Here is a 25,757-nt window from a genome sequence, read left to right on the forward strand (position 1 = left end):
CCGCCGAGCGCGTTTAGCCCGCTAACCGCAGGCCAGGGCAGGGGCGGGCGACGGACCGGGGTCAGCCCGCGCAGGGGCCGGTGCCGACCTGCCTGCTCAGCGTGGGCGCGGCCTCGACCTCTTGGCGCACCTCCGCCGCGGTGAGCGTGAACCCGGTGTCCTGGTCCTGCACGGCCGCGCCGAACACGACCCCGATCACCTGGCCGGACGGCGTGACGAGCGGCCCGCCGGAGTTGCCGCTGCGCACCGGCGCCCGCACCGTGAACACGTCGCGGTGCACGGTGTTCGCGTCGTAGATGTCCGGGCCTTCGAGGTTGATGCGCTGGCGGATCCGTGCCGGGGTGGGCGTGTACGGGCCGTCGAGCGGGTAGCCGAGCACGATCGCGTTGTCCCCGGCCCGCGCGGGATCGGGTGCGAACGCCAGCGGGGGCGCCTCCAGCCTCGGCACCGACAGGATGGCGACGTCGGTCTCCGGGTCGAAGTAGACGACCCGCGCGCGCAGCTGGCCGTCCGGCGTCTCCACGTAGGTCTCCGTGGTGCCCGCGACGACGTGCGCGTTCGTCATCACCCGCTGCGGCGCGACGACGAAGCCGCTGCCCTCCAGGGACCGGGAGCACGACGGCGCGGTGCCGCGGATCTTGAGCACGCTGCCGTGCAGCTGCTGCACGACGTCGCTGCGCAGGAGCGCCGGGTCGGGCGGCTCGGCTTCGGTGACCGGCGCGCGCTGGAACGGCGCGAGGATCGCGGGCACGTCCGAGTTGTCGAGCAGCTTGCGCAGCGCGGCGGGCAGGCCCTGCGCCTCGTCCGGCATGACCTTGTTGACCCCGCCGAGCACCGCGGAGTTGTTCACCGCGGATGCCAGGCCGGGCAGCACGGTGACGCTGGTGAGCACCGAGGCGATGAGCCAGGCGATCACGAACACCACGGCGCCCTGCACGAGCGCGCCGAGCGTGCTGTCCACTATGGACAGTTTGTCCGTGTTGACCTTCCGCTTCACCTGTTCCTTGACCTTGCGGCCGGCCCAGACGCCAAGGGTTTCCCCGAGCGCCACCAGGAACACCACGGTCGCCACCGCGAAGGCGACGCGCGCGACCGCGTTGTCGAACAGCTCGACGACCAGTGGCGCGAGCTTGATGCCCGCCACCGCACCGGCGACGACGCCGATCAGCGCGGGCAGCGCGATCACCACGCCCTGCCGCGCACCGGAGACCGCGGCCAGTGCGGCCAGCACGATCACCAGTACGTCGACCCAGTTCACGCCCGCTCCCTGTTCGTGTGTGCGGCCAAAGCTACGTCAAGGTCACGCACGTCGCTGTGGTCCCATTCGCGCTCCCAGCCGCCCAGTGCCAGCAGCACCGAAAGCAGGCCCGCGGTGAAGCCCCACACGAAAAGACCGCCGACCTCGAACACCGGCCCCTTCCACCCGTGCCCGTGGCGCTGCACCTGGTACCGGTTCGCCGGGTCGACGAGATCGGCGATCGTGACACGCGCCACCGCGGCGGTCTCACCCGGGTCGACGGCGTGGACGGGCGACGGCGTCTCCCAGTGCGCGAGCACCGGCGTCACGGCGAACCCGGAGACCGGCACGTACAGCTCGGGCAGGACGGCGAGCGGGCGCACCCCGGACGGGTCGACACCGGTCTCTTCCTCGGCCTCCCGCAACGCGGTGCCGATCGGGCCGTCGTCGCCGTCGTCCGCGCCGCCGCCGGGGAAGGCGACCTGGCCGGGGTGGGAGCCGAGCGTGTCGGCGCGGCGCGTCAGCAGCACGTCGGGCCCGCGCTCGCCCTCCCCGAAGAGCACGAGCACCGCGGCGGGCCTGGTGCGCGCGCCCCTCGGCGCCGAAAACCGGGTGAACGCCCGCGCGTCGAGATCCTCGCTGACCAGCATCAGCGGCTTCAGCCATTCCGGGACGGAGCCCACGTCGACCACGGGCCCGATCACGCCGCACCCACCGCCTCGCGCACCTGCGCCGCGCTCGTGAAGGTCCTCGGCGTGTTCACGAACCGCACCGTCCCATCCGCTTCGACCACATAGGACGCGGGCAGCGCCGGCGGTTTGAGCACGCCGCGCACCGGGCCCGCCTCGCCGTCGCCGTCGAACACCGTCGGCAGCTTCACGCCCAGTTTCGCGAGCAGGCCGAGCCCGTCGGCGGCGGAGCTGGCGCCCTGCACGGTCAGCACCCGCGCGGCACCGGGCTCGGCGGCGTACGCGTTCAGCACCGGCAGCTCCTCCTTGCACGGCGCGCACCAGGTGGCCCACACGTTGACCAGGGTCTTGTGCCCGGCGAGCGCGCGGCCGAGATCGACCCGCGCGCCGTCGCCGAGGCACTGCGCGCCGACGCCGCGGAACCGTTCGACCTCACCGGTCCCGGCCGGGCAGGCGGCCAGTGCCGCCTTCGCCCGCGCCGGGGCGAGATCGGGCCCGGTGTCAGGCGCGGGCGCGCGGTCGTCGCGCGGCAGCAGCGCGACGATCAGGGCGAGGACGAGCACGCCCGCCCCGAGCGCCCACTTGGTCGCCGTCGTCACTACCCGGTCACCATCGCCAGCAGGTGCTCCCGCTCGGGCCCCTTCACCAGCTTGGCGGCCACTTCGAACTCGGTGGGCCCGGTGCCGAACGACGGGCAGTCCTTCGCCAGCGGGCACGCGCCGCACGCGGGCTTGCGGGCGTGGCACACGCGCCTGCCGTGGAAGATGACCCGGTCGGACAGGCTGGTCCACTCCTTGCGCGGGATCAGCTCGCCGATCGCGTGCTCGACCTTCACCGGGTCTTCGAGCCCGGTCCAGCCCCAGCGCCGCACCAGCCGCCCGAAATGGGTGTCCACGGTGATCCCGGGCACGCCGAAGGCGTTGCCGAGCACCACGTTCGCGGTCTTGCGGCCGACACCCGGCAGCTTCACCAGCTCTTCGAGCTTGCCCGGCACCTCGCCGCCGTGCCGTTCCACGAGCGCGGCGCCGAGACCGAGCAGCGACGAGGCCTTGTTCCGGTAGAACCCGGTGGGCCGGAGGTACTCCTCGAGCTCGGTGCGGTCGGCCCCGGCGTAGTCCTCGGCGGTGCGATAGCGCGCGAACAACGCGGGCGTGACCTCGTTGACGCGCACATCGGTGGTCTGCGCGGACAGGATCACCGCGACGATCAGTTCGAGCGGGCCGGTGAAGTCGAGTTCCGCCTTCGCGCCGGGATAGGCCTCATCGAGGCAACGTTTCATCCGCCGGGCGCGTCTTACCAAGGCGAGGCGGCTTTCCTCACCACCCTTTCGGGGGGCGTTACGGGCAAGGGGAGGCACCCCGATAGCCTACGGAAGCCGTCCGACACGCCACGTCCGACACCTTGGCGGCACGACCGAGCCGCGATGAGCGAGGATCTCGAACAGATGCCGACTACACCAAACGCGCAGCGCCGAGCCGCGGAACGCGTCGAGGGTAGGAAAAAATGACTGTCTGGTTCGTCATCGCCGTACCGCTCGTGATCATGTTCTTCGCGCTGATCATGGAGCGGGTGGAAAGCAGGCTCAAGAACGCCGCGGTGCGCGAGGACGAGGTCGAAGAGTTCCTGGAGCAGGCGCAACCCAACGAGGTCAGGGCCCTCTACGGCCATGGCATCGGGCGCGCGTTGGAGCTCTTCCGGCTGCGCCGGGTCGGCGGAAGGGCGGCCAAGCTGCGCCCCCGTCGCGTGCGGAGTTAGGCTCCAGCGTCCGCGAGATCGTTTTTCCCGCTGCCCGCGTTCGTGTCGGCGAGCCGGGAAGCGATCTCGTGAGCACGCCCTACACTGCACGTTAGTGATCGGCGGCGCGCTCCTCAGCGAGTGAGGAACGCGGTCGTCACGCCATGAGGAGGCACGAGGTGGACGAAACCCTGGCCCGCGCGGGCATCTTCCAGGGTGTGGAGCCGGCTGCGGCCGAGGCGCTCGCACAGACCCTGGAAAGCGTGGAGTTCCCCCGGGGCCACGTCATCTTCAACGAGGGCGAGCCCGGCGACAAGCTCTACATCATCCAGTCCGGCAAGGTGAAGATCGGGCGCAAGTCGCCGGACGGCAGGGAGAACCTGCTCGGCATCTTCGGCCCGTCCGACATGTTCGGCGAGCTGTCGATCTTCGACCCAGGCCCCCGTACGTCCAGTGCCACCACGGTGACCGAGGTGCGCACGGTGACCATGGACCGCGCCGCACTGCGCCAGTGGATCTCGAGCCGCCCGGAGATCGCCGAGCAGCTGCTGCGCGTGGTCGCGCGGAGACTGCGCCGGACGAACAACATGGTCGCGGAGCTCATCTTCACCGACGTTCCCGGCCGGGTCGCCCGCGCGCTGCTGACGCTGGCCCAGCGGTTCGGCAGCCAGGAGGCTGGCCTGCTGCGGGTGAGCCACGACCTCACCCAGGAAGAGATCGCGCAGCTCGTCGGCGCTTCCCGCGAAACCGTGAACAAGGCACTCGCCGACTTCGCGCACCGCGGCTGGCTACGCCTCGAAGGCAAGAGCGTCCTGATCCTCGACCCCGAACGCCTGGCCCGCCGCGCCCGCTAGCCCCAAGGCTTTTGGCTTTTCGTAAGCGGCGAAGCCGCTTGAGCCACGCGCGCGACCTGCACCGCTACGCAAGCTGGCCAGCGAAACCAGAACATAACGAAGGGCCGGGCGCCACCCCCGACGTGGCGCACCGGCCCTTCGCTGTGCGCGGCTCATCCCCCGACGACCCGCGCTCCCCGCCCTCCGGTGGTAGGCCCCGACCCGTATGCCGGAGGGAGCTGAGAGTGCCTCTTCAGTTACAGCGGTTCGACTACTGTCGCACGACCCCTACCCCGCTTTTCAAGGTCGTTCACCCTCAAGGACGCTGAACGGGGCTGTTTGTTGCCCGAAAACCGGCGAATTCGCCGCACTGTTACCCAACCGAGACGAACGGGCACGGACACGGGTCCCCGCCGCGGGGGATCCCGGTGACCCAGCTCGCCAGGAAACGACTGGTACCCGCGTACCACAGTCAGGCATACTGGTACGCGTGTCTCACTCCGAAGACCGTGCGTCGCTCTCCGACTACCGCACCGCGCTGACCACACCCGGCTCGCGCGGGCCGGTCGTGGCGTCGCTGCTCGCCCGGCTGCCGATCGCCATGATCGGCATCTCCGCGCTGCTCTACGTGCAGCGCGAGACCGGTTCCTTCGCGGTCGCGGGCCTGGTCTCGGCCGGCTCGCTGGTCGGCGTCTCGCTGGGCTCGGTCATCCAGGGCAGGCTCATCGACCGCTTCGGCCCGACGCGCCCGCTGCTCATCACCGCCGCGCTGTTCACCGTCGCGATGGCGGCGCTGGTGCTCGCGATCGAGGCGCACGCGCCGACCGTCCCGCTCGTGCTCCTCGCGGGCGGAATCGGCATCACCGAGCCCATGGTGGGCTCGGCCTCACGGGCTTTGTGGACGCGCCTGCTGCCCGCGGGAAGCCCGCGGAACGCGGCGTTCTCGTACGAGGCGATCAGCATGGAGGTCTTCTTCATCCTCGGCCCCGGCCTCGCCGGGCTGCTGGTCGCGGCGCCGTGGGCGGGCACCGGCATGATCGCGGGCGCCGCCTGCATGATCACCGGCGCGGTCCTGTTCGCGCTGAGCCCGACCGTGCGCGCGTGGGGCAGCGCGGAACACCGCGGCGGGCGCCTGCTCGGCGCGCTCGCCAGCCCCGGCATGCGGACCGTCGCGCTCGCCGCGCTCGGGTTCGGGATGGTCATCGGGTTCGTCGAGGTCGCGGTGCCCGCGTCCGCGACCGAGGCCGGTTTCCCGACCGTCGGCGGGCTGCTGCTGTCCGCGTGGTCGGTCAGCTCGGTCGCCTTCGGCGTCGCCTACAGCCTGCGCCCGTGGCCGCGGCCCATGCGGCTGCGGCTGCCGTTCCTGCTCGGCGGGTTCGGCGCGTTCGTCGCGCTGCTGGCCGTGCCGTCGTCGCTGTGGGGACTCGCGCTCGGCATGCTGCTCGCGGGTGCCGCGATCACGCCCCAGTCGACCACCCACTCGGCGGCGATCGAACTCGTCGCCCCGCGCGGCACCGCGGCCGAGGCGTTCGGCTGGGTGCTCACCGCGGTGACGCTCGGGCTCGCGTTCGGGCAGTCGGTGAGCGGCTACCTCGTCGAGCACAGCGGACCGTCCACGGCGTTCCTCGCGGCGGGCGCCGCGGGCCTGCTGGTGGCGGCGCTGGTGTGGCTCCGCCACCGCACCGTGCGCGCGCTGCCAGAGGACGCCCCCGCCGCGCACGCCGGACTCGCCGCCACCGCGCTTTGACCCGGCTTGGTCTCTGAAGGGCCCCTTCACGACATCCACGCCGGAACCGAGCAGGGCCCGCGCGGAGCGCGTTTAGCCCGCTAAACGCGCTCCGTCTGTTCCTTGTAAGCGGCTTCGACCTCGGGCCAGCTCGGGTTGACGAAGGTCCGTTCACCGACCACGACGGTCGGCACGGTCTCGGTGCCGTTCGCGATCTCCCGCACGCGAGCCGCGCCGTCGGGGTCGTCCCAGATGTTGATCTCCCGCACCGGCAGGCCGCTCGCGCTGAGCGGGCGGTGCAGCGCGGAGCAGAACCCGCACCCCGGCCGCCAGTAGAACTCGATCTCCACCGCACTCATCCGTTTTCCGTCCTCAGGTAGTCGAGCTGGGCACGCACGCTGTACTCGGCGGGGACCCACAGCGCCCGGTCGACGTCGGCGTAGACCAGTTCGACGATCTGCCGCGCGGTCGCGTCGGGGCCGAGCTCCCGTAGTGCCGAACGCACCTGCTCGATCCGTTCTTCCCGGTGCGCGAGGTAGGCGCGGGCGGTCGCGGGCAGGTCCGCCAGCTCCGGGCCGTGCCCCGGCAGGCCGGGCGATCCCGGCGGCAACGCGATGAGCGCGCGCAGCGAGCGCAGGTAGTCGCCGAGGTTCTCCAGCACCGTGGTGCCCCTGCCGAGGATCGTGTCACCGGTGAGCGCGGTCGTCGCGCCGTCGTGCTCGACGAGCAGCGTCACCGAGTCCGCGGTGTGCCCCGGCGTGTGCAGGACCTTGATCTCCAGCCCCGCCGCCGCCACGACCTCGCCGTCCGCGAGCGGCTCCGCACCGGCGCACAGCGACGGGTCGAAGGCGCGGACCGGCACGCCGAGCCGGTCGGCGAGCCAGGGCGCGCCCTCGGCGTGGTCGCCGTGGAAGTGCGTGAGGATCACCAGCTCGGCGCCCTCGGCGGCGGACGCGAGCGCCTCGAGGTGCGCCAGGTCGTGGTAGCCCGGGTCGACCACGACGCAGCCGTCGGCGCCGGGTGCGCGCAGGACCCAGCTGTTCGTGCCCTCGAGCGTCATCTCGGACGGGTTGTCCTCGAGCACCACGGACGCGATCGGGCCGACGCGCCTCGGCACGCCGTACGCGGGATGGGTCACGGCTTCTCCACCACCACTCGCACCTGATCGCCGTCCCGCACCAGCGACGGCATGATCTTGCTGATCTCGCGCTCACTGGCGAGCGCGTCTTCCACCGTGGCGAACCCGGCGAACTCGGTCAACGTGATCCAGGTCGGCGGCATCAGGACGCTGCGGCCGTCGCGCGCGTCCGCCATCGCGTCCTCGGGGCGCTGCCAGCCGGAGCTCTCGGCCTCGGTAGTCGCGCCGTCCGCGTGCTGGCCCGCCGGCAGCGCGGCGGCGAAGAACCTGGTGTCGTAACGGCGGCCCTCCTGCGGTGGCGTGAGCCAGTTCGCCCACGGGCGCAGCAGGTCCGCGCGCAGCGTCAGTCCGGCGTCGGCGAGGAACCCGGCGAGCGATACCTCGCGGGAGACGAGCCGCTGCCGCACGTCCTGGTACGGGCCGGTGTCTTCGAGGACGGCTTCCCGCGTCCCCGCCAGCAGCACGCCCGACTCCTCGAACGTCTCCCGCACCGCCGCGCACACCAGTGCGCGGGCGGTCGAAACCTCGCAGCCGAACCACTCGGCCCACTGCTCCGGGGACGGGCCCGCCCACGCGATGGACGCGTCCGCGTCGCGCTTGTCGACCCCGCCGCCGGGGAAGACGGTCATCCCGGCGGCGAACTCCATCGCCGCGACCCGCCGTTGGAGGAACACCTCGATCCCCGCGCCGGTGTCGCGCACCAGCATCACGGTCGCCGCGTCCTTCGGCGTCGACGGTGGCCCGGCAGAGTCACCGTCACCGGCGATCGAGATGGTCGACGGCGCGTCGAAGCTCAGTGTTTCGCGTTCTTCAGCCACGTCCGCAACATACCTCGGGAGATTTCCCGCTACGCGCCGGAGAAGCCGTCGACCCAGCGGGTGTCGGCCGGCTCACCGCCACGGCCGTTGAGCCGGATCTTGGCCGCCTCCGCCCGCTCGCGCTCGGCCAGCTCGGCGTGCAGCTCGCGCAGCAGCCTGCGGTCGCGCTCGGAGAGCTGCGGGTCGTTGAGGTCGAGGTCCGGCAGTTCGACGACCTCGTTCGGCCCGAACCTCGCGGCCGCGATCGCCTTGCCCTTCTCGGGGTCCTCGGCGAGCGCGGCGCGTAGCTGCGCGACCTCGGCGGAGCTCAGGTCCGCGGTGCTCTCCACGCGGTTCTCGTAGTCGGCGAACGCGGGCGGGCCCGGTGGCATCGAGGGCGCGGGAGGCTCGGACGGCTCGGACGGCTCGGACGGCTCGAAAGACTCCGAAGGAACGGCCGACAACATGGGCGCGGAAGGCGCCGGCGGCTCGGGCTCGGACGGCACGGCGGGTGCCTGCTCCGGCTCCGGTTCCTGGGCCGACTCGGGCTCGATCGCGGTGACCGGCTCTGGTTCAGGCTCCGAAGCGGACTCGGCGATCTCGTGCCGCGCGGCGGGCGACCCCGCGGTGTGCCTTCCCTTGGCCTTCGCGCTCGACGACCCGGACGCGGACGAAGAAACCGCCGCCGGCTGCGCGCTGGGGCCGGACACCTGCTTGCCGGCGAGCCAGACGGCGCTGGCGGAGCCGAGCGCGGAGTCCCGGTAGTCCGAGCGTTCCGCCGTCGGGCCGCTGACCTCGACGACGGCGCGGATCCCGGCACGCCGCAGCGCGCTGTCCACGCGGTAGGCGACGGCGGGCGGGTTGCCTTCGGGCCCGATGTCGACGAGCACCACGCGCTGCGGCAGCGGGCCGGGCACGCTGCCGGCGGGGGTGTTGCGCCACACGGCGTGCACCGACCGCAGGTCCGGCAGCACGCTCACGGTGCGCTCGATGGCGTCGGCGACACCGCGCTCCGGTTCGTTCTCGCCGCTGAAGCGGTGCGGGATCGCCGGGACGTCGTCCTCGACCTTCAGCTGGTCGGCCAGTGTCGCGTCGGAGCGGCTGAACTCCAGCACGAGCGCCAGCTCGCGCTGCTCGCCCGCGCTCACCGGGACCCGGCCCGCGATGAGCGCGCCGGTGGTCAGCTCGACGGCCTCGTCGAGGCGCGATCGCACCACCAGCTCCCGCGCTTCCGACAGCGCGCTGTCGTCAAGGCGGCCCGCCAGCGCGAGCAGCAGGTTGTGCAGCCGCAACGGCACCGCGAACCCATCGGTCGCGGTTCCGTCGTGAACCTCGGCCATGCCCATAACTCCCTCCAGCCCGCCGGAGGGCGAGCTCTACGCGGCCGCGAGCCGGTGCCCGGTGCCCACCGCGCCGACGCAGACGAGCTCGGAGCTCTCCAGCGCCGCCCGGTGATACGCGGGAAGCTCCAGTCGCGGCGGCATCACTTCGACGCTGGGCTCCTCGTCGCCCAGCACTCGCATGACCCGCTGCAGCTCGCCGGTCAGCCGAGGCAGACCGGCCAGCGCGGTGACCAGCAGGACCCGTTTGGCCTCCTGCTCACCGGGCGCCAAGGTGTTCAGGCGCCAGCTTTCTCGCACTTCACCCACGTCCGGGCGACCCCGCAACGTTGCGTGGATCAACACGGACACCGAGTCGACAGAGTTCACCCATTCGGGGGCACTCTGCGTGAATGTGTACCCGGTCTGGGTGACGTCGTCTACCCCGAGCGTAGAACTAACCTGATGCCAGTCCGCACCGTGTGGCACCAACCCCGCGACCAGCAGGCGGTACTCCGGTTGATCAAGGTCAATCCTGTGCTTTAGCAAAGACCTCGGGAGGGTCCGCGCGAGCGTGCCCATCGCGCCCTCGCCGAGCCAGTCGCGGAAGCGCCACAGCAACTGGTCCGGCAGCCGCCCGGCGAGCCGCAGGAGCAGCTCGTGGCAGGACTGTTCGATGTCCGGGTCCATCACTTCACCTCGACTACGAGTTCGACCTCGACCGGCGACCCGATCGGCAGCTCCGAGACGCCCACCGCCGACCTGGCGTGCACACCCTGCTCGCCGAAGACCTCCCCGAGCAAGTCCGAGGCGCCGTTCACGACCGCGGGCTGGCCGGTGAACCCCTCCGCGGAGGCGACGAACCCGACCACCTTCACCACGCGCACGATCTCGTCGATGCCGACGAGCGCGTGGACCGCGGCGAGCGCGTTGAGCGCCGACGTCCGCGCGAGCCCCTGCGCCTCCTCGGGGCTGACCTCGGCGCCGACCTTGCCGGTGGCGACCAGCTTGCCGTCGACGAACGGCAGCTGACCGGAGGTGTACACGTACGACCCGGTGCGCACGGCAGGCGCGTACGAAGCCAGCGGCGCGGCGACGCCGGGCAGTTCGATGCCGAGTTCGGTAAGCCTTCCACTCCAGCTCATGGATCAGTCCTTGCTGCGCTTGAGGTACGCGACGTGCTGTTCGCCGCTCGGGTTGGGCAGCACGGTGACCAGTTCCCAGCCGTCCTCGCCCCACTGGTCGAGGATCTGCTTGGTCGCGTGGATCAGCAGCGGAACGGTGGCGTACTCCCACTTGGCACTCATGGGCCGGGAGCCTAACGGACGCCTCACCCGGCCCACGACGCGTTCGCGGCGATCCCCGGCGCCGGTGACTCTTCGTGTCGGGCGGCTACCGATAGTCCACTCAGCCGTGCAATTGGCACCGGCGCCGGAGTCCGGAAATCTTGACCGGAGACCCATTCCCCCGGCCCTTCCGAGGCAGGAGCCCCATGCGCAGATCCAGGTTCGCCCTGCTCGCCGTCGTCGCCGCGTTGACGGGCCTGGTCCCCGCGACCGCGGTGGCCACCACCCCGGCCGGCGGTTACGGCGACTGGTCGTGCCGCCCGAGCGCGGCGCACCCGAACCCGGTGGTGCTGGTGCACGGCACCGGCGACAACAAGGACTACACCTGGCGGACGCTCGGCCCGCTGCTCGCGAAGCGGGGCTACTGCGCCTTCGCGCTCACCTACGGCGTGCTGCCTGCCGCGCCCGTCGTCTCCGACGTGGTCGGCGGGCTCACCCCGATCGAGGACAGCGCGGCCGAGGTCCGGTCCTTCGTGGACGAAGTGGTCACCGCGACCGGAGTGTCCAAAGTAGACATCGTCGGCTATTCGCAGGGCACGCTGGTTCCCGCCTACTACGCGAAGTTCCTCGGCGGGCGCGAGCGCATCCACGCCTACGTCGGGCTCGCCCCGGTGTGGCAGGGCACCGACCCGCTCGGCATCGGCGACGTCTTCGCGCTCGTGCGCTGGCTCGGGCTCGGCCAGATCCCCGCCATCGGCGACTGCGGCGCGTGCCCGCAGGTGCTCACCGGCTCGGCGTTCCTGGCGAAGCTGAACGAGGGCGGCACGTTCCTGCCCGGCATCGCCTACACGAACATCGCGACCAGGTACGACCTGAACATCGTGCCGTACACCAACGGCCTCGGCACCGGCCCGAACGTCCGCAACATCGTGCTGCAGGACGGCTGCCGGGAGGACCGCGTGAACCACATGGGCATCGTGGTGGACCCGAACGCGGCGGGCCACGTCCTGAACGCACTGGACCCCGCGCACGCCAAACCCGTCCCCTGCACCCCGATGAGCCCGCTCGGGCCTCGTCGCTGACCGGAGGGCCTGGCGGCCCCGCTCGCCGCGCTCGGGGCACAGCCGCGACGGGCGTCCATAGTGGACTAATCGGCTGGTCGCCGACTAGACCGGCATTCAGTACGGTTGACACGTGCAGAGCTGGCGGGTCATCGCGACGGTGGTGCTCGCGGTCGCGGGTGTGCTGCTCGCGCTCGCGGTGATGGCGAAGGTGCGCGACCACACCCAGGACTCGGGCCAGGTCGCGATCGGTGGCGCGGTCACCGGCACCGTCCTGCTCATCCTCGGTGTGCTGATGCTCACCGTGCTGCCCGGTGTCGTGACGTGGGTGCTGGTCGCGGTGGTCGTGGCCGCGGTGAGCGTCATGCTCCTGGCCAGCTAGTGACTTAAGCTGCGAACGTGACGACACCCCTGGCCGGCTGGACCGACGAGCTCGCACGTGCCCGCCTGCACTTCGTGACCGGCAAGGGCGGCACCGGCAAGACCACGCTGGCCGCCGCGCTGGGCCTCGCGCTGGCGAGCGCGGGCAGGCGGGTCCTGCTCATCGAGGTCGAGGGCCGCCAGGGCATCGCGCAGCTGTTCGACACCGAGCCGCTGCCCTACGCCGAGCAGCACATCGCGTCCGCGCCGGGCGGCGGGGAGCTGCGCGCGCTGCACATCGACGTCGAAGCCGCGCTGCTCGAGTACTTCGAGATGTTCTACAACCTCGGCTTCGCGGGGCGGACGCTGCGCCGGATGGGGGCGATCGAGTTCGCCACCACGCTCGCGCCCGGCCTCCGCGACGTGCTGCTGACCGGCAAGATCAAGGAGTGCGTCGGCCGCACCGAGTCCGGTGGCAGGCACACCTACGACGCCGTCGTGGTCGACTCGCCGCCGACCGGGCGGGTGGTCAAGTTCCTCGACGTCACCAAGGCACTGACCGACCTGGCGAAGACCGGCCCGATCCGCGGCCAGGCCGACGGCGTGGTCCGGCTGCTGCACTCCGGGGAAACCGCCGTGCACCTGGTGACGCTGCTGGAGGAGATGCCGGTCCGGGAAACCGTCGAAGCGGTCGCCGAACTGGACGGCGCGGACCTGCGACCGGGCGCCGTGCTGGTCAACCGCGTCCGCCCGCCGCGGCTCCCGGCGCGGTCCGTGACCGCCGCCGCGGACGGCAGGGTCGACGCGTCCCGCGTGCGCACCGGCCTGTCCGCCGCCGGGCTCGCGCTGCCCGAAGCGACGTTGGACGCGCTCGTCGAGGAGACCGTCGAGCACGCGATCAGGGTCGCCGCGGAGCAGCGGGCGCGCGAACAGCTCGCCGAGGCCGATCTGCCGACGCTCGAACTGCCGGAGCTGACCGAAGGCGTCGACGTCGCCGCGCTCTACGATCTCGCTGAGCGGCTGATCGACCAGGGAGTGCGCTGATGGCGGAAGACAGCCTCGATGTCGACGCCCTGATCGACGACCCGGCCACGAAGATCGTGGTGTGCTGCGGATCCGGCGGCGTCGGCAAGACCACCACGGCCGCCGCGATCGCGTTGCGGGCCGCCGAGCGGGGCCGCCAGACGGTGGTGCTCACCATCGACCCGGCCAAGCGGCTCGCACAGGCGCTCGGCCTTCGCGAGCTGGGGAACCACCCGAAGCAGGTATCGATCGACGGGTTCGAGCCCGAGGGCGAACTGTGGGCGATGATGCTCGACATGCGGCGCACCTTCGACGACATGGTGCGCGTGCACGCCGGGCCGGAACGCGCCGAGCAGCTACTCGCGAACCCCTTCTACCAGACCATTTCCACGTCGTTCTCCGGCACGCAGGAGTACATGGCGATGGAGAAGCTCGGGCAGCTCGCGGCGACCGGGGACTGGGACCTGATCGTCGTCGACACCCCGCCGAGCCGCTCGGCGCTGGACTTCCTCGACGCGCCGTCGCGGCTTTCGAGCGCGCTCGACGGCCGCATGATCCGGTTGCTCACCGGGCCGGCGAAGGCGGGCGGCTGGGGCCTGCGCAAGGTCGTCAGCGCCGGGTTCTCGATGTTCGCGAAGGCCGTGTCGACGATCATCGGCGGGCAGCTGCTCACCGACGCGTCCGCGTTCATGCAGGCCTTCGACAGCATGTTCGGCGGGTTCCGCGAGCGGGCGCGCAAGACCGCGGAGCTGCTGCGCTCCGGCGGCACCTCGTTCCTCGTGGTGGCCGCGCCGGAACCGGACGCGCTGCGCGAAGCGAGCTACTTCGTGGAACGGCTGTCCACCGAGTCGATGCCGCTGGCCGGGCTCGTGGCGAACCGGACGCACCCGGTGCTCGCCGACCTGACCGCGACCGCCGCGCTCTCCGCGGCCGACAAGCTGGACCAAGGCAGCGAAAACGCGCCGCTGGCCATCGCCGTGCTGCGCCTGCACGCCGACCGCGTCGCGCTCGACGAACGCGAGCAGCGGCTGCTGGCGCGGTTCACGAAAGCCCATCCGGAGGTCCCGGTGATCTCCGTGCCCGCCCTGCCGAGCGACGTGCACGACGTCGCGGGCCTCCGCGACATAGGAGACCGGCTGGCGGGGGCGTGAATTCGGGGCTCACACCCCCGCCGCCGGCTCAGGAAACCCTGGCGACCTCGTCGTCGACCGCACCGCTGAACTCGCGTTTCGCCGATTCCAGCAGTGCGCTCCAGGATTCGACTTCGGGGCGGCGACGCAGCAGCGCACGCCGCTCACGTTCGGTCATCCCGCCCCAGATCCCGAAGTTGATCCGGTGATCGAGCGCCTCGGCGAGGCACTCCGTGCGCACCGAACACCCCATGCAGACCGTTTTGGCCTTGTTCTGCTCCGCACCCCGGACGAACAACCCGTCTGGGTCGCTGTCCCGGCACGACGCGCTGACACGCCAATCCGATTGGTTGGACTCCATACCCCCAGCTCCCTGTTCTCACGTCGCGGAATACCGACACCCCCTCGGTATCGGCGCCGGCGGTTGGGCCGCACGGCGCTGCCGCGCTACCCCATCCGTCGGCTTTTCTTTGTGAGACGTTGACGGACTGTAGGGGCTGACGGTTCCCCTCGGAAGGTCCCGATCGGAATTTGTGACCTGAGGTGACCACGATCAGGGGGCCGGCGTGGTAATGGACGCACCGAGGTCACAAAGGTCCCACGGCCGCCAAGTACCCTGGCTGCGTGCGTAAAACGGACGGTCTGCTCAAGCTCCTCGGCCTCTGTGTGCTCGCGGGGGTTCTCGTCGCCGGTGTGCTGTTCCCGGTCGCGGGCGCCGCGGGGGTGATGTCGAACCGGGCGAGCGAAACGGTCGACAACATGTCGTCGGAACTGGCGAACGTGCCACCCCCCTTGGTGACGACGGTCACAGACAGCGCGGGTGCGCCGATCGCGACGCTCTACAAGCAGTACCGGCTGCCGACCTCGCCGGAGCAGATCTCGCCCGCGATGAAGTGGGCGCTGGTCTCGGTGGAGGACAAGCGCTTCTACGAGCACCACGGCGTGGACTGGAAGGGCACGATGCGCGCCGCGATCAGCAACGGCACCGGCGGTGACACGCAGGGTGCCTCGACGCTGACGCAGCAGTACGTGAAGAACTACCTGATCAACGTGGTGAACCGGCCGAAGAGCGACAGCAAGGAAGACCAGGCCGAGGCCCGGATCGGCCGGGAGAAGGCCCAGGAGCAGTCGATCGCCCGCAAGCTGAAGGAAGCGCGGATCGCGATCCAGCTCGAAACGAAGATGAACAAGGACCAGATCCTCGCGGGCTACCTGAACGTGGTCGAGTTCTCGCGCCAGGTGTTCGGCATCGGCGCGGCCGCGAAGACGTACTTCAACACGACACCGGACAAGCTGACCGTCGGCCAGGCCGCGCTGCTCGCCGGGCTGGTCAACAACCCGAACACCTTCGACCCGTGGAACCACCCCGTCGCCGCGAAGCAGCGCCGCGACACGGTGCTCCAGCGCATGGTGGACAACAACAAGCTCGCACCGGCCGACGCCGCGAAGGCGAAGGCGGAACCGCTCGGCGTCGTCCCCGAACTGCAGAAGCCGCCCGCGAACTGCAGCGGCGCGGGCCCGGAGAACGGCTTCTTCTGCCAGTACGTCGAGGACTACCTGCTCAAGAACGGCATGACCAAGGACGACCTCTACACCGGCGGCTACACCATCAAGAGCACGATGGACGAGCGCGCCAACCACGAGGCGAAGGTCTCCGCCGAAACGCAGGTGAACAAGACCCAGCCGAACGTGGCCAACACGCTGTCACTGGTCAAACCCGGCCAGGACCGGCACGAAGTCGTGGCACTGGCCGCGAACCGGGACTACGGGGGCGACAAGGACAAGGGCCAGACCACCTACGCGCTGCCGTCGGGGATCTGGAACGTGAGCGGCGCCGGGTCGAGCTACAAGATCTTCACCGCAGCGGCGGCGCTGCAGAACCACGTGCTCGGGATCTACAGCACGATGGAAACCCCGTCGTTCCACGTGTCGCCGGTGTTCACCGGTGGTGGCCCGAACTGCCCGACCGTCTCGCGAGGCACGCGCGCATACTGCCTGAGCAACGCCAGCGATTCCTACGGCGGCCAGATGTCCCTGCAGCAGGCGCTCGCGACCTCACCGAACACCGGGTTCGTCATCCTCGAGGAGAAGACCGGGATGGGCCCGATCGTCGACATGGCGAGCAAGCTCGGCATGCGGGACACCATGGCGGGCACGATCAGCAACGGCGGCAAGGGCGACCCGAACTCGAGCGATCCCAACAAGATGACGCAGAGCAAGTTCTTCGCCCCGACGCCGAACTCGCCAGGCCAGGGTTCGTTCACCCTCGGGGTGAGCCCGACCAGCGGCCTCGAACTGGGGAACGTGGCGGCCACGATCCTCAGCCACGGCAAGTGGTGCCCGCCGACCCCGATCGGCGGCATCACCGACCGCGACGGCAAGCCGAAGCAGATCAAGGAAGCCGCCTGCGAGCAGGTGGTCGAACCGGCGCTGGCGGACACCCTCGCGATCGGCATGAGCAAGGACGACCAGCCGGGTGGCACCTCGGCGAAGGCGGCCGGGGCCGCGGGCTGGAACCGGCCGATCATCGGCAAGACCGGGACCACCCAGGTCAGCGGCTCGGCCACGTTCGTCGCCGGGACACCGCAACTGGCCGGTGCCGCGATGGTCTTCCGCCCGGATTCGCCGAACGGCGGCATCATCGACGGCGGACCGGGGAACATCTCCGCCGCCAAGAGCACCAACGGGAACATGTTCGGTGGCGGCACGCCCGCCAGGACCTGGTTCGGCGCGATGAAGAACATCCTCGGCGACCAGCCGATCGAGCAGCTGCCCGGTTCGGCACCGCAGTACGAACGCGCCGGCCGGTAGGAACTTCCGGTCCGCTCGCGGAAAAGCGAAAGCGCCCGATGGCGCGGCCGGGGATCCCCCTGCTCGCAGAATGTCCGTTCGGCCATTCGGAGCAGGGGTTTCGACCGGGGCTACCCCTTTGTCGGTGAACACGTATCCTGAACGGGTGAGCACGGTAAGTGACAGGAAATCACCCAGGGCGAGGGTAGGTCGACTCGCACTGGGGACCGCGGCACTCGGCGCGGCGACCATCGGTTACGCCGCCGGAATCGAGCGGCGGCACTGGACGCTGCGCACCGCCGAACTGCCCGTCCTGTCGCCGGGCGCCCGCCCAATCAAGGTGCTGCACGTCTCCGACCTGCACATGCTGCCGGGCCAGCAGTCCAAGCAGCGCTGGGTTGCCGCGCTCGACCGGCTCGACCCCGACCTCGTCGTCAACACCGGCGACAACCTCGCGCACCGGCAGGCCGTGCCCGCCGTCGTCCGCTCGCTCGGGCCACTGCTCGACCGGCCGGGCGTGTTCATCTTCGGCAGCAACGACTACTACGCGCCCAAACCGAAGAACCCCGCGCGGTACCTGATGCCGCGCGGCAAGAAGAAGCGCATCCACGGCACGCACCTGCCGTGGCGCGACCTCCGCGCCGCGCTCGTCGAACACGGCTGGCAGGACCTCACCCACGTCCGCCGCAACCTCAAGGCCGCCGGGCAGACCGTGTTCGCCGCCGGCGTCGACGACCCGCACCTGCACCGCGACCGCTACACCGACATCTCCGGCACCGCCTCCCGCAGCGCCGTGCTGCGCCTCGGCATCACGCACTCGCCGGAGCCCCGCGTCCTCGACGCCTTCGCCTCCGACGGCTACGACCTCGTCCTCGCCGGGCACACCCACGGCGGACAGCTCCGGCTCCCCGTGTTCGGCGCACTTGTCACCAACTGCGACCTCGACCGCTCCCGCGCCCGCGGCGCCTCCCGCTGGGGCTCCGACATGTGGCTGCACGTTTCCGCAGGTCTGGGCACCTCCCCCTACGCACCGCTCCGCTTCGCGTGCCCGCCGGAGGCCACCCTCCTGACCCTCGTCGCCCGCGACGCGCACACACAGGCAAACCCCGTTCAACGCACCAAACGCCGTCCGCTAGACTCTCCATCGGCCCGTTAAGCAGTACCTCGGGGTGTGGCGCAGCTTGGTAGCGTGCCTCGTTCGGGTCGAGGAGGTCGTGGGTTCAAATCCCGCCACCCCGACGGAAGATCTGGGAGATCCTTGTTTGCGTACTGCGCAAACAAGGATCTCCCTTTTTAATGCTTGGGGGCCGAGCCCCCAAACCCCCGCGGTGCGAGCTCCTCCACCTGACGGCCACCCCAGTTGACATACAACCAGCGCCAATGCCGGCTTGCGTGATTTCGCTCGCCTTCGGCATCGCAGGTGGCCTGCTTGGCGGGTGTGAATCACTCGCCTTCGACGTCGTGTAGGTGGGCGAGATTGCCAAAGAAGATCTGCGGGCCGAGGCCCCCAAACCCCCGCGGTGCGAGCTCCTCCACCTGACGGCCACTCCAGTTGGCATACAACCAGCGCCAGTGCTGGCTTGCGTGATTTCGCTCGCCTTCGGCGTCGCAGGTGGCCTGCTTGGCGGGTGTGAATCACTCGCCTTCGACGTCGTGCAGGTGGGCGAGATTGCCAAAGTGGGCCGGGCTGGTTACTTCGTTGCCAGTAGCTCGGTCCAGGCTTGGGTGAAGGTGCCGGTTTTGGTTTTGGTCCAAGTCCAGGCGGAGCGGGCGGCGCTGGCGAGTTGGGCGTGGTCGCCGGGTGGGGTGGTGGGGTTGTCCAGGGCGGCGGCCAGGCGGGATTCGACGTAGGTGGCCAGTTGGGGGTAGGTCATGTCCTGGCGGTGGCGGGTGTGGGTTGTCACGACGCGGAAACCCGCTGCTGTGACATGAGTCGCCAGGTTTCTTCCGGCGTAAGGGTCGCCGCCCGCTCTGCGGCGGAGAAGGTAGTGCCCGCGCAAGGCAGCCGTGACGTTCGCCGTCTGCGGCTGGATCTTCGCACGGCTCCAATCGGAAGCCGCGAGGGCGATCGCACCTCCTGGGACGAGTACTCGGTGCAGTTCCTGGAGGGCTGCAGCAGGGTGGGCCAGGTGTTCGAAGAGGGCGTGGGCGAAGACGGCGTCGACGCTTTCGTCCGGTAGCGGCAGGGCGTAGGCGGAAGCCGTCAGAGTGTCCACTGTGGACATTTTGATCCTGGTGGTGGCGGCGCGGGTCAGCGTGGTCTGGGCATGTTCGGTGTCGATCGCGACGATGTGGCAGCCCGCGACCGCGGTGGCGATACCCGCGGTGATCGAACCGGGACCGCAGCCGAGATCCACGATCCGCATCCCGGGGCGCAGGCTAGGCAGGGCGAACGCGGCGCGCTCGGCGGCGCGTCGGGAAGACATCATCGACATCGCATCCGCCGCGTAGCCCGGCGCGTACCCATCCCGCACCCAAGCAGAGTACGGGCGCCTCACCCGACGGTGTGGCGAACCTGGCAGGATCGGGAAAGTGAACACGCAGCCTGCCGCCCAGCATCCGCCCGCCGTGGTCCCCGACCAGCTCTTCGAGGACGCCGAAGCAGAGACCAGGTGGCGCGCGCGGTTCCTCGCCCCGCGCGTTTCGGCGCCGGACTGGGCGCTCGACGCGCCGTCGGCCAGCCTGTACGTGTCGAACGCGAGCGGGGTGTGGGAGATCTACGCCTGGGACCGCGAGACCGGCGAGCACCGCCAGGTCACCGACCGGCCGAACGGCACGCTGCACGCGACGCTGTCACCGGGCGGGGAATCCATCTGGTGGTTCTCCGACACCGACGGTGACGAGTTCGGGTCGTGGGTCCGGCAGCCCTTCGCGGGCGCGGGAGCGGCCAAGCCCGCGGTGCCGGACGTGCACGACGGCTACCCCGCCGGGCTGGAGATCGGCCACCGGCTGGTGGCGGTCGGCGTGTCGACCGATGACGGCAGCGAGCTGTTCTGCCACCGCGACGGCAAAACCGAACGGTTCTACGCGAACGAGGCGGACGCGGGCATCGCATCGCTTTCGCGGGACGAAAACCTGCTGGCGATCTCGCACTCCGAGCACGGCGACTCCCGGCATCCCGCGGTGCGGGTCCTCGCCACGACCGGCTTCGCCGCCGTCGCCGAGAAATGGGACGGCGAGGGCAAGGGACTCGACCCGCTGGAGTTCTCCCCCATCGCGGGCGACGCGCGGCTCCTGCTGCTGCACGAGCGGCGGGGCCGCGAAGAGCTGCTGTTGTGGGACGTCGAAGCGGACACGGAGCGGGAAATCGAACTGGACCTGCCGGGCGAGGTCTCGGCGACCTGGTACCCGCGGGCGGACGCGCTGCTGGTCGTGCACTTCCACGAAGGCCGGAGCTCGTTGCACCGGTACGACCTCGAGTCCGGCGAACTGTCCTCTTTGGACACCCCGGCGGGCCGGATCGGCGGCGCCGGCGTGCGTCCGGACGGTGCCATCGAGTACTCGTGGTCGAACGCGGCGAACCCGCCGGTGATCAGGACGAGGCGCGCCGATTCGGAGGACGTCGTCCTGCTGACGCCGCCGGGTGAGGTCGCGCCCGGCTCGGCTCCGGTGACCGACGCGTTCGTCGATGGCGTCGGGGGACGGATCCACGCGCTCGTCTCCCGGCCCGACGACGCGCCAGAAGGCCCGCTGCCGACGCTGTTCAGCCTGCACGGCGGGCCGCACGCGTCGGACGAAGACCGGTTCTCCGCCTACCGCGCGGCCTGGCTCGACGCCGGTTTCGCCGTGGTGGAAGTGAATTACCGGGGGTCGACCGGATACGGCTCCGCGTGGCGCGACGCGATCGAGGGCAGGCCGGGCCTGACCGAGCTGGAAGACGTGGCGTCGGTGCACGACTGGGCGGTCCAAAGTGGACTCGCCGATCCGGCCAGGTGCGTGGTGAACGGCGCGTCGTGGGGCGGATACCTCTCACTGCTCGCGATGGGCACGCAGCCGGGCCGCTGGACCGCGGGCGTGGCGGGGGTGCCGGTGGCCGACTACGTCGCGGCCTACGAGGACGAAATGGAGCAACTGCGCGCCTTCGACCGCGCGCTGTTCGGCGGCTCGCCGGAAGAGGTGCCCGCCGTGTACCGCGAGTGCTCGCCGCTGACCTACGTGGACGCCGTCGCCGCGCCGGTGCTGGTGCTCGCCGGCGACAACGACCCCCGGTGCCCGATCCGGCAGATCGAGAACTACCTCGACCGCCTCGCCGCCCGCGAGGTGCGCTACGAGTTCTACCGGTACGACGCGGGCCACGGCTCGCTGGTGATCGCCGAAACGCTGAAGCAGGTCGCCGCGGAAATCCACTTCGCGCAGCACGCCGTCGGCCTGCGCTGACTGGACGAGCGCGCTTACTGGCGAAGCAATTACTGGCGAAGCGCTTGCTGGCAAGGCGCTGACCGGGTGGGCGCGCTGATGGACGGGCGATGACTGGACGAGGCGCGCTGCTCGGTGCTCCGAAGGTGCACTTCGGGGCACCGAGCGCCCGAAGGGCACCCCTCGCCAGGTGGCGGCAGCATCCGCACTGCCCCGAAGGACGCCTTCGGGGCATCTGAGTCCCCGAAGGGCACCTTCGCGGCATGTCGAGAAGCCGCCGCCCACGCTGACCACTGAACCGATCCCGAAGGCCGCCGCCTCATTCCAAGAACCCACTCCCACCTGCGAAAACAGGGTTATCCACAGTGATGCGCGGTTGTGGACAACCCTGTTGAAAACCCCAGTCAAGCCACCCGCGCGCGGTAAAGTGGAGCGGGGCCGGCCCCCAGGGAACGGGTGGGGGCTGGGGTTATGGGGCGGGGCTGGGGGTTATGGGGCGGGGCTGGGGTTATGAGGCGGTGTGAGTGGTCAGAGGCCTCGTTTGACGGTGGCGAGTGCGGTTTCGTCGCCTTCGAAGGTCACGCGGACGGCGTCGCGGCCGAAGGCGTAGAGCAGCAGTTCCAGCGGGTCGCCGGTGACCTTGACCACGGGGGTGCCCTGCTTCGCGGTGATTTCCCTGCCCGACGGGGTCGCCAGCACCACGCCGACCGGGGACTTCCGCAGCATCGCCTTGGCGCCGCGCGTCACCGCGGCCAGTGCCGCACGGTCCCGCGCGGGATCCGCGGGCCGCGGCTCCCAGCCGGGTTGCGCCCGGCGCAGATCTTCGTGGTGCACCAGGTACTCGGCGCTGTTGACCAGCTGGTCGACCACGCCGAGCGACATCGGCGAGAAGCGCGGCGGCCCGGTCCGGACCAGGTTCACCAGCTCGGCCCAGTCCTTCCGCTCGTAACCCGCCTGCACCCGGTTCGTGTGCCCGGCGAGCGCGGGCACCAAAATCCCCGGCGCGGCGTCGGGCCGCCGTTCGCGGATCACCAGGTGCGCGGCGAGGTGCCGGGCCTGCCAGCCCTCGCACAGGGTCGGCGCATCCGGCCCGAGCTCGTCGAACAACGAGCACAACGCCGACCGCTCAGCACTGGCAACACTCATGGCCGTTCTCCCTGCGTCGGGTACCCCCGCACGCTACTTGCCGGTAACCGGCGGCGCCACCAGCGGGGAAGACACCGCCCGTGACCGGCGTTGCACCACGGTGTGAGCAAACTTTTCGAACCGTTCAGCGTGCGCGACCTGACCATCGCCAACCGGGTCTGGGTGTCGCCGATGTGCCAGTACTCCTCGGTCGACGGGCTGCCGAACGACTGGCACCTCATGCACCTCGGCCAGTTCGCGGCCGGCGGTGCCGGTCTCGTCATGACCGAGGCCAGCGCCGTGGTCCCCGAGGGCAGGATCAGCCCGCAGGACGCCGGGATCTGGAACGACGAGCAGGCGCGGGCGTGGCGCCGCGTCACCGAGTTCGTGCACGCACAGGACTCCGTCGCGGGCATGCAGCTCGCGCACGCGGGCCGCAAGGGGTCCACCTACCGGCCGTGGGACGGCAAGCGCACCTCGGTGCCGCCGGAGGAGGGCGGCTGGCAGGCGGTCGGGCCCGACGACCGCGCGTTCGGCGGCTACGACGCGCCGAGGCCGCTCACCGAGGAGGAGGCCGGGCGGCTTCCCGGCCAATTCGCCGCGGCGGCGCGCAGGGCGGTCGACGCCGGGTTCGACCTCGTCGAACTCCACTTCGCGCACGGCTACCTGGTGCACGAGTTCTACTCGCCGCTGTCGAACGACCGCACCGACCGGTACGGCGGCGACTTCGAAGGCCGCACCAGGCTCGCGGTCGAAATCACCGGCGCGGTGCGGGCGGAACTGGGCGACGGCGTGCCCCTGTTCGCTCGACTGTCCTCTTCGGACTGGGACGACGACGGGTGGACGATCGAGGACACCGTGCGCCTCGCCGGACTGCTCAAGGAACACGGCGTCGACCTCATCGACGCCTCATCGGGCGGCAACACCCCGCATCCGCAGATCCCGCTCGGCCCCGGCTACCAGGTGCCCTTCGCCGAGCGCGTGCGCGCCGAGGCGGGCATCCCGACCGGCGCGGTCGGCATGATCACCGAACCCGGGCAGGCCGAGAAGATCATCTCCTCCGGCTCGGCCGACGCGGTCTTCCTCGCCAGGGCACTGCTGCGCGAGCCACACTGGCCGCTGCGCGCCGCGAGTGAACTGGGCGCCGAAATCCGCTGGGTTGACCAGTACGCCAGAGCCAGGGCCTAGTGGTGGAAGCCGGTGCTGGTGGCCGGGTCGCGCCGGGGCTTCGGCTGCTTTCCGAGTTCACCGACGACCCGGGACAGATCGGCCAGCAACAGGTCCGCGAGGTCGTGGGTGAACCCGTTACGCACCACGATCCGCAGCACCGCCAGATCGGTGCGGTTCTCCGGGAACGTGTACGCGGGCACCTGCCAGCCACGTTCCCGGAGCCGCTGCGACACGTCGAAGACGTCGAACGCGGTCACCCCGGCCGCGGTGGTGACCGCGAACACCGGTAGCTGATCGCCCCGCGTCAGCAACCGGAACGGGCCCAGCTCGCCGATCCGGTCGGCGAGCGAGGTCGCCACGTCCCGTGACGCCTGCTGGACCGCGCGGTATCCCTCGCGGCCGAGCCGGACGAACGTATAGTACTGCGCGGCGACCTCGGCACCGGGCCGCGAGAAGTTCAACGCGAACGTCGGCAGGTCGCCGCCGAGGTAGTTGACGGTGAACACCAGCTCCGACGGCAGCGCGGCGGCGTCACGCCAGAGCACCCAGCCGACGCCGGGGTAGACGAGGCCGTACTTGTGGCCGGAGGTGTTGATCGACGCCACGCGCGGCAACCGGAAGTCCCACACCAGGTCCTCGTCGAGGAACGGCGCGACCATCGCGCCCGACGCGCCATCGACGTGCACCGGGATGTCCGGCCCGCCGCCCGCCGCGAGTTCGTCGAGGGCCGCGGTGATCTCCGCGACCGGCTCGTAGCTGCCGTCGAAGGTCGACCCGAGTATCGCGACCACGCCGATCGTGTTCTCGTCGCAGTGCGCGACGGCCTGCTCGGCGCCGAGGTGGAAGCGGTCGCCCTCCATCGGCACCAGCCGCGGTTCGACTTCCCAGTACTCGCAGAACTTTTCCCAGCAGACCTGCACGTTCGCGCCCATCACCAGGTTCGGGCGCCCGGTGCGGCCGAGCTTCGACCAGCGCCGCTTGAGCGCCATCCCGGCGAGCATGCACGCCTCCGACGAGCCGGTGGTCGAGCAGCCCATCACCTCGCCGGGATCCGGCGCGTGCCACAGATCGGCGAGCATCGTGACGCACCGCTGTTCGAGCTCCGCGGTCTGCGGGTACTCGTCCTTGTCGATCATGTTCTTGTCGACGCATTCGGCCATCAGCTCGCGCGCCTGCGGTTCCATCCACGTCGTGACGAACGTGGCGAGGTTCAGCCGCGCGTTGCCGTCGAGCATCAGCTCGTCGCGCACCAGCTGCAGCGCGGTGTCCGGCGGCAGCGCGTCGTCGCGGAACCTGACGTGCGGCAGGCTCAGCTCGGCCGCCAGCGCCGGATTCGCCCCGCCGTGCAACGGATTGCTCCCGCCCGCCCTGTCCTGGCGGGAGGTCTTTCCCTTGTGCAGCACCATGATCGGAGCCTACGGCGGAAACCCCGGCCGCGCTCGCGCACACGGCCCGCCCCGGAACGGGACGGGCCGTGTGCGGATCCGGCGGGTCAGGCCTGCTGCGCCTGCCACATCCAGTGCGCCTTCTCCAGCTCCTGCGTGATCTCGATCAGCAGGTCCTGCGTCACCAGGTCGCTCTTGTCGGTCTCGTCGATCCTGGCGCGCAGCCGCTCGATGAGCGCGGCGAGGATGTCGACGATCGCGGCGACGGTGGATTCGACGGACTGCCAGTTGGCCGGGTACTCGGGTACGCCGGAGCTTTCGACGACGGTCTTCGCCTTGCCGTTGGGCGAAACCCCGATCGCGTTCGCGCGCTCGGCCACCTCATCGGTGTACTGCCGCGCGGTCGCAACCAGCTCGTCGAGCTGCAGGTGCGCGCTGCGGAAGTTCGCGCCGACGACGTTCCAGTGCGCCTGCTTCGCGATCAGTGACAGGTCGACCAGATCGACCAGCGTCGCCTGCAGCGCGTTGCCGGTGATTTCCTTGTCGCTCTCGGAGAGCGGGCTCTTGATCGGTGAGTTGGCCATGGTGCTGCTCCTCT

Annotated in this window: 27 protein-coding genes and 1 tRNA gene; 12 read left to right on the plus strand and 16 right to left on the minus strand. The window is 70.7% G+C overall.

Going from position 1 to position 25,757, the window contains the following annotated elements:
- Positions 1-61 precede the first annotated feature (61 nt).
- Genes ABD256_RS03760 through nth form a run of 4 tightly spaced genes read right to left on the minus strand, consistent with a single transcriptional unit; the run spans position 62 to position 3,205 of the window.
- Positions 62-1,258 (minus strand): MarP family serine protease, encoded by a 1,197-nt coding sequence (locus ABD256_RS03760; protein ID WP_344413376.1) that lies wholly within the window; start codon positions 1,256-1,258, stop codon positions 62-64.
- Positions 1,255-1,941, minus strand: a complete 687-nt coding sequence (locus tag ABD256_RS03765) for an NUDIX hydrolase (protein ID WP_344413378.1) — start codon at positions 1,939-1,941, stop codon at positions 1,255-1,257. The genes ABD256_RS03760 and ABD256_RS03765 overlap by 4 nt, the downstream gene beginning before the upstream one ends.
- Positions 1,938-2,525, minus strand: coding sequence for a TlpA family protein disulfide reductase (locus ABD256_RS03770; protein WP_344413380.1), 588 nt, complete (start codon positions 2,523-2,525; stop codon positions 1,938-1,940). Before ABD256_RS03770 ends, ABD256_RS03765 begins: the two co-directional genes overlap by 4 nt.
- A complete protein-coding gene (nth, locus tag ABD256_RS03775; RefSeq protein ID WP_344413382.1) occupies positions 2,525-3,205 on the minus strand; it encodes an endonuclease III in 681 nt (226 codons plus the stop codon). The genes ABD256_RS03770 and nth overlap by 1 nt, the downstream gene beginning before the upstream one ends.
- 224 nt (positions 3,206-3,429) lie before the next feature.
- On the opposite strand from nth, the gene ABD256_RS03780 reads away from it, so the two are divergent.
- The 3 genes from ABD256_RS03780 to ABD256_RS03790 all read left to right on the plus strand — a co-directional run bounded on the left by ABD256_RS03780 (position 3,430) and on the right by ABD256_RS03790 (position 6,240).
- On the plus strand, positions 3,430-3,681 hold the full coding sequence (locus ABD256_RS03780) for a hypothetical protein (protein ID WP_215549455.1): 252 nt from the start codon (positions 3,430-3,432) through the stop codon (positions 3,679-3,681).
- A gap of 158 nt (positions 3,682-3,839) precedes the next feature.
- Positions 3,840-4,514 (plus strand): Crp/Fnr family transcriptional regulator, encoded by a 675-nt coding sequence (locus ABD256_RS03785; protein WP_344413386.1) that lies wholly within the window; start codon positions 3,840-3,842, stop codon positions 4,512-4,514.
- A gap of 469 nt (positions 4,515-4,983) precedes the next feature.
- A complete protein-coding gene (locus tag ABD256_RS03790) occupies positions 4,984-6,240 on the plus strand; it encodes an MFS transporter (protein ID WP_425546371.1) in 1,257 nt (418 codons plus the stop codon).
- An 80-nt stretch (positions 6,241-6,320) separates the two neighbouring features.
- Here the strand turns inward: ABD256_RS03790 and ABD256_RS03795 are convergent, their stop codons facing one another.
- The 7 genes from ABD256_RS03795 to sp36 all read right to left on the minus strand — a co-directional run bounded on the left by ABD256_RS03795 (position 6,321) and on the right by sp36 (position 10,780).
- Positions 6,321-6,578: a glutaredoxin family protein gene (locus ABD256_RS03795; protein ID WP_344413388.1), complete on the minus strand. Its 258-nt coding sequence runs from the start codon at positions 6,576-6,578 to the stop codon at positions 6,321-6,323.
- Positions 6,575-7,357, minus strand: a complete 783-nt coding sequence (locus tag ABD256_RS03800) for an MBL fold metallo-hydrolase (RefSeq protein WP_344413390.1) — start codon at positions 7,355-7,357, stop codon at positions 6,575-6,577. The genes ABD256_RS03795 and ABD256_RS03800 overlap by 4 nt, the downstream gene beginning before the upstream one ends.
- Positions 7,354-8,064, minus strand: coding sequence for an NUDIX hydrolase (locus ABD256_RS03805; RefSeq protein ID WP_344413505.1), 711 nt, complete (start codon positions 8,062-8,064; stop codon positions 7,354-7,356). Before ABD256_RS03805 ends, ABD256_RS03800 begins: the two co-directional genes overlap by 4 nt.
- A gap of 140 nt (positions 8,065-8,204) precedes the next feature.
- Positions 8,205-9,494, minus strand: coding sequence for a hypothetical protein (locus ABD256_RS03810; RefSeq protein ID WP_344413393.1), 1,290 nt, complete (start codon positions 9,492-9,494; stop codon positions 8,205-8,207).
- Between the two features lie 36 nt (positions 9,495-9,530).
- Complete coding sequence (locus tag ABD256_RS03815; protein WP_344413395.1) at positions 9,531-10,163, minus strand: hypothetical protein; 633 nt, start codon at positions 10,161-10,163, stop codon at positions 9,531-9,533.
- Positions 10,163-10,618: a RidA family protein gene (locus tag ABD256_RS03820; RefSeq protein ID WP_344413398.1), complete on the minus strand. Its 456-nt coding sequence runs from the start codon at positions 10,616-10,618 to the stop codon at positions 10,163-10,165. The genes ABD256_RS03815 and ABD256_RS03820 overlap by 1 nt, the downstream gene beginning before the upstream one ends.
- A 3-nt stretch (positions 10,619-10,621) precedes the next feature.
- Positions 10,622-10,780: a Sp36 family protein gene (sp36, locus tag ABD256_RS03825; RefSeq protein WP_344413401.1), complete on the minus strand. Its 159-nt coding sequence runs from the start codon at positions 10,778-10,780 to the stop codon at positions 10,622-10,624.
- A 185-nt stretch (positions 10,781-10,965) separates the two neighbouring features.
- On the opposite strand from sp36, the gene ABD256_RS03830 reads away from it, so the two are divergent.
- The 4 genes from ABD256_RS03830 (at position 10,966) to bagB (ending at position 14,354) form a co-directional block, all read left to right on the plus strand.
- A complete protein-coding gene (locus tag ABD256_RS03830) occupies positions 10,966-11,841 on the plus strand; it encodes an esterase/lipase family protein (protein ID WP_344413404.1) in 876 nt (291 codons plus the stop codon).
- Between the two features lie 112 nt (positions 11,842-11,953).
- On the plus strand, positions 11,954-12,202 hold the full coding sequence (locus tag ABD256_RS03835) for a hypothetical protein (protein ID WP_344413406.1): 249 nt from the start codon (positions 11,954-11,956) through the stop codon (positions 12,200-12,202).
- A gap of 17 nt (positions 12,203-12,219) precedes the next feature.
- The gene (bagA, locus tag ABD256_RS03840) at positions 12,220-13,224 is read left to right on the plus strand and encodes an ATPase BagA (protein ID WP_344413408.1); all 1,005 of its coding nucleotides are present in this window, start codon (positions 12,220-12,222) and stop codon (positions 13,222-13,224) included.
- Entirely contained in the window at positions 13,224-14,354 is a 1,131-nt protein-coding gene (gene bagB, locus ABD256_RS03845; RefSeq protein ID WP_344413410.1) for an ATPase BagB, read from the plus strand. Before bagA ends, bagB begins: the two co-directional genes overlap by 1 nt.
- A 28-nt stretch (positions 14,355-14,382) precedes the next feature.
- Here the strand turns inward: bagB and ABD256_RS03850 are convergent, their stop codons facing one another.
- The gene (locus ABD256_RS03850; protein ID WP_344413412.1) at positions 14,383-14,694 is read right to left on the minus strand and encodes a WhiB family transcriptional regulator; all 312 of its coding nucleotides are present in this window, start codon (positions 14,692-14,694) and stop codon (positions 14,383-14,385) included.
- Between the two features lie 263 nt (positions 14,695-14,957).
- On the opposite strand from ABD256_RS03850, the gene ABD256_RS03855 reads away from it, so the two are divergent.
- The 3 genes from ABD256_RS03855 (at position 14,958) to ABD256_RS03865 (ending at position 18,362) form a co-directional block, all read left to right on the plus strand.
- Positions 14,958-17,144: a transglycosylase domain-containing protein gene (locus ABD256_RS03855; protein WP_344413414.1), complete on the plus strand. Its 2,187-nt coding sequence runs from the start codon at positions 14,958-14,960 to the stop codon at positions 17,142-17,144.
- 145 nt (positions 17,145-17,289) lie between these two features.
- Positions 17,290-18,279, plus strand: coding sequence for a metallophosphoesterase (locus tag ABD256_RS03860; RefSeq protein WP_344413416.1), 990 nt, complete (start codon positions 17,290-17,292; stop codon positions 18,277-18,279).
- Between the two features lie 9 nt (positions 18,280-18,288).
- Positions 18,289-18,362: transfer RNA gene (locus tag ABD256_RS03865), tRNA-Pro, on the plus strand.
- 452 nt (positions 18,363-18,814) lie between these two features.
- Here the strand turns inward: ABD256_RS03865 and ABD256_RS03870 are convergent.
- Positions 18,815-19,597, minus strand: a complete 783-nt coding sequence (locus ABD256_RS03870) for a methyltransferase domain-containing protein (RefSeq protein WP_344413418.1) — start codon at positions 19,595-19,597, stop codon at positions 18,815-18,817.
- A gap of 58 nt (positions 19,598-19,655) precedes the next feature.
- Between ABD256_RS03870 and ABD256_RS03875 the strand changes: the two genes are divergently transcribed.
- The gene (locus ABD256_RS03875) at positions 19,656-21,500 is read left to right on the plus strand and encodes a prolyl oligopeptidase family serine peptidase (RefSeq protein WP_344413420.1); all 1,845 of its coding nucleotides are present in this window, start codon (positions 19,656-19,658) and stop codon (positions 21,498-21,500) included.
- Between the two features lie 507 nt (positions 21,501-22,007).
- On the opposite strand, the gene ABD256_RS03880 is transcribed toward ABD256_RS03875, so the two are convergent.
- Complete coding sequence (locus tag ABD256_RS03880) at positions 22,008-22,625, minus strand: TIGR03085 family metal-binding protein (protein ID WP_344413422.1); 618 nt, start codon at positions 22,623-22,625, stop codon at positions 22,008-22,010.
- Between the two features lie 102 nt (positions 22,626-22,727).
- Between ABD256_RS03880 and ABD256_RS03885 the strand changes: the two genes are divergently transcribed.
- Positions 22,728-23,792: an NADH:flavin oxidoreductase/NADH oxidase gene (locus ABD256_RS03885; protein WP_344413424.1), complete on the plus strand. Its 1,065-nt coding sequence runs from the start codon at positions 22,728-22,730 to the stop codon at positions 23,790-23,792.
- Here the strand turns inward: ABD256_RS03885 and gad are convergent.
- Both gad and ABD256_RS03895 read right to left on the minus strand, forming a co-directional pair.
- Positions 23,789-25,180 carry a glutamate decarboxylase gene (gad, locus tag ABD256_RS03890; protein WP_344413426.1) on the minus strand — a complete coding sequence of 464 codons (1,392 nt, stop codon included), beginning with the start codon at positions 25,178-25,180 and terminating at the stop codon, positions 23,789-23,791. The two genes, ABD256_RS03885 and gad, sit on opposite strands and share 4 nt — an antisense overlap.
- Positions 25,181-25,266: 86 nt before the next feature.
- On the minus strand, positions 25,267-25,743 hold the full coding sequence (locus ABD256_RS03895; protein ID WP_344413428.1) for a Dps family protein: 477 nt from the start codon (positions 25,741-25,743) through the stop codon (positions 25,267-25,269).
- Between the last annotated feature and the right edge of the window lie 14 nt (positions 25,744-25,757).

Origin of the sequence: Amycolatopsis minnesotensis (assembly GCF_039529815.1) — a bacterium.
Taxonomy (GTDB): domain Bacteria; phylum Actinomycetota; class Actinomycetes; order Mycobacteriales; family Pseudonocardiaceae; genus Amycolatopsis; species Amycolatopsis minnesotensis.

Excerpts from the sequence above, each read along its gene's own strand:
- nth (WP_344413382.1), bottom strand. The coding sequence starts at position 3,205 with ATGAAACGTTGCCTCGATGAGGCCTATCCCGGCGCGAAGGCGGAACTC.
- ABD256_RS03780 (WP_215549455.1), top strand. The coding sequence starts at position 3,430 with ATGACTGTCTGGTTCGTCATCGCCGTACCGCTCGTGATCATGTTCTTC.
- ABD256_RS03795 (WP_344413388.1), bottom strand. The coding sequence starts at position 6,578 with ATGAGTGCGGTGGAGATCGAGTTCTACTGGCGGCCGGGGTGCGGGTTC.
- ABD256_RS03805 (WP_344413505.1), bottom strand. The coding sequence starts at position 8,064 with ATGCTGGTGCGCGACACCGGCGCGGGGATCGAGGTGTTCCTCCAACGG.
- ABD256_RS03810 (WP_344413393.1), bottom strand. The coding sequence starts at position 9,494 with ATGGCCGAGGTTCACGACGGAACCGCGACCGATGGGTTCGCGGTGCCG.
- ABD256_RS03815 (WP_344413395.1), bottom strand. The coding sequence starts at position 10,163 with ATGGACCCGGACATCGAACAGTCCTGCCACGAGCTGCTCCTGCGGCTC.
- ABD256_RS03820 (WP_344413398.1), bottom strand. The coding sequence starts at position 10,618 with ATGAGCTGGAGTGGAAGGCTTACCGAACTCGGCATCGAACTGCCCGGC.
- sp36 (WP_344413401.1), bottom strand. The coding sequence starts at position 10,780 with ATGAGTGCCAAGTGGGAGTACGCCACCGTTCCGCTGCTGATCCACGCG.
- ABD256_RS03830 (WP_344413404.1), top strand. The coding sequence starts at position 10,966 with ATGCGCAGATCCAGGTTCGCCCTGCTCGCCGTCGTCGCCGCGTTGACG.
- bagB (WP_344413410.1), top strand. The coding sequence starts at position 13,224 with ATGGCGGAAGACAGCCTCGATGTCGACGCCCTGATCGACGACCCGGCC.
- ABD256_RS03850 (WP_344413412.1), bottom strand. The coding sequence starts at position 14,694 with ATGGAGTCCAACCAATCGGATTGGCGTGTCAGCGCGTCGTGCCGGGAC.
- ABD256_RS03880 (WP_344413422.1), bottom strand. The coding sequence starts at position 22,625 with ATGAGTGTTGCCAGTGCTGAGCGGTCGGCGTTGTGCTCGTTGTTCGAC.
- gad (WP_344413426.1), bottom strand. The coding sequence starts at position 25,180 with ATGGTGCTGCACAAGGGAAAGACCTCCCGCCAGGACAGGGCGGGCGGG.
- ABD256_RS03895 (WP_344413428.1), bottom strand. The coding sequence starts at position 25,743 with ATGGCCAACTCACCGATCAAGAGCCCGCTCTCCGAGAGCGACAAGGAA.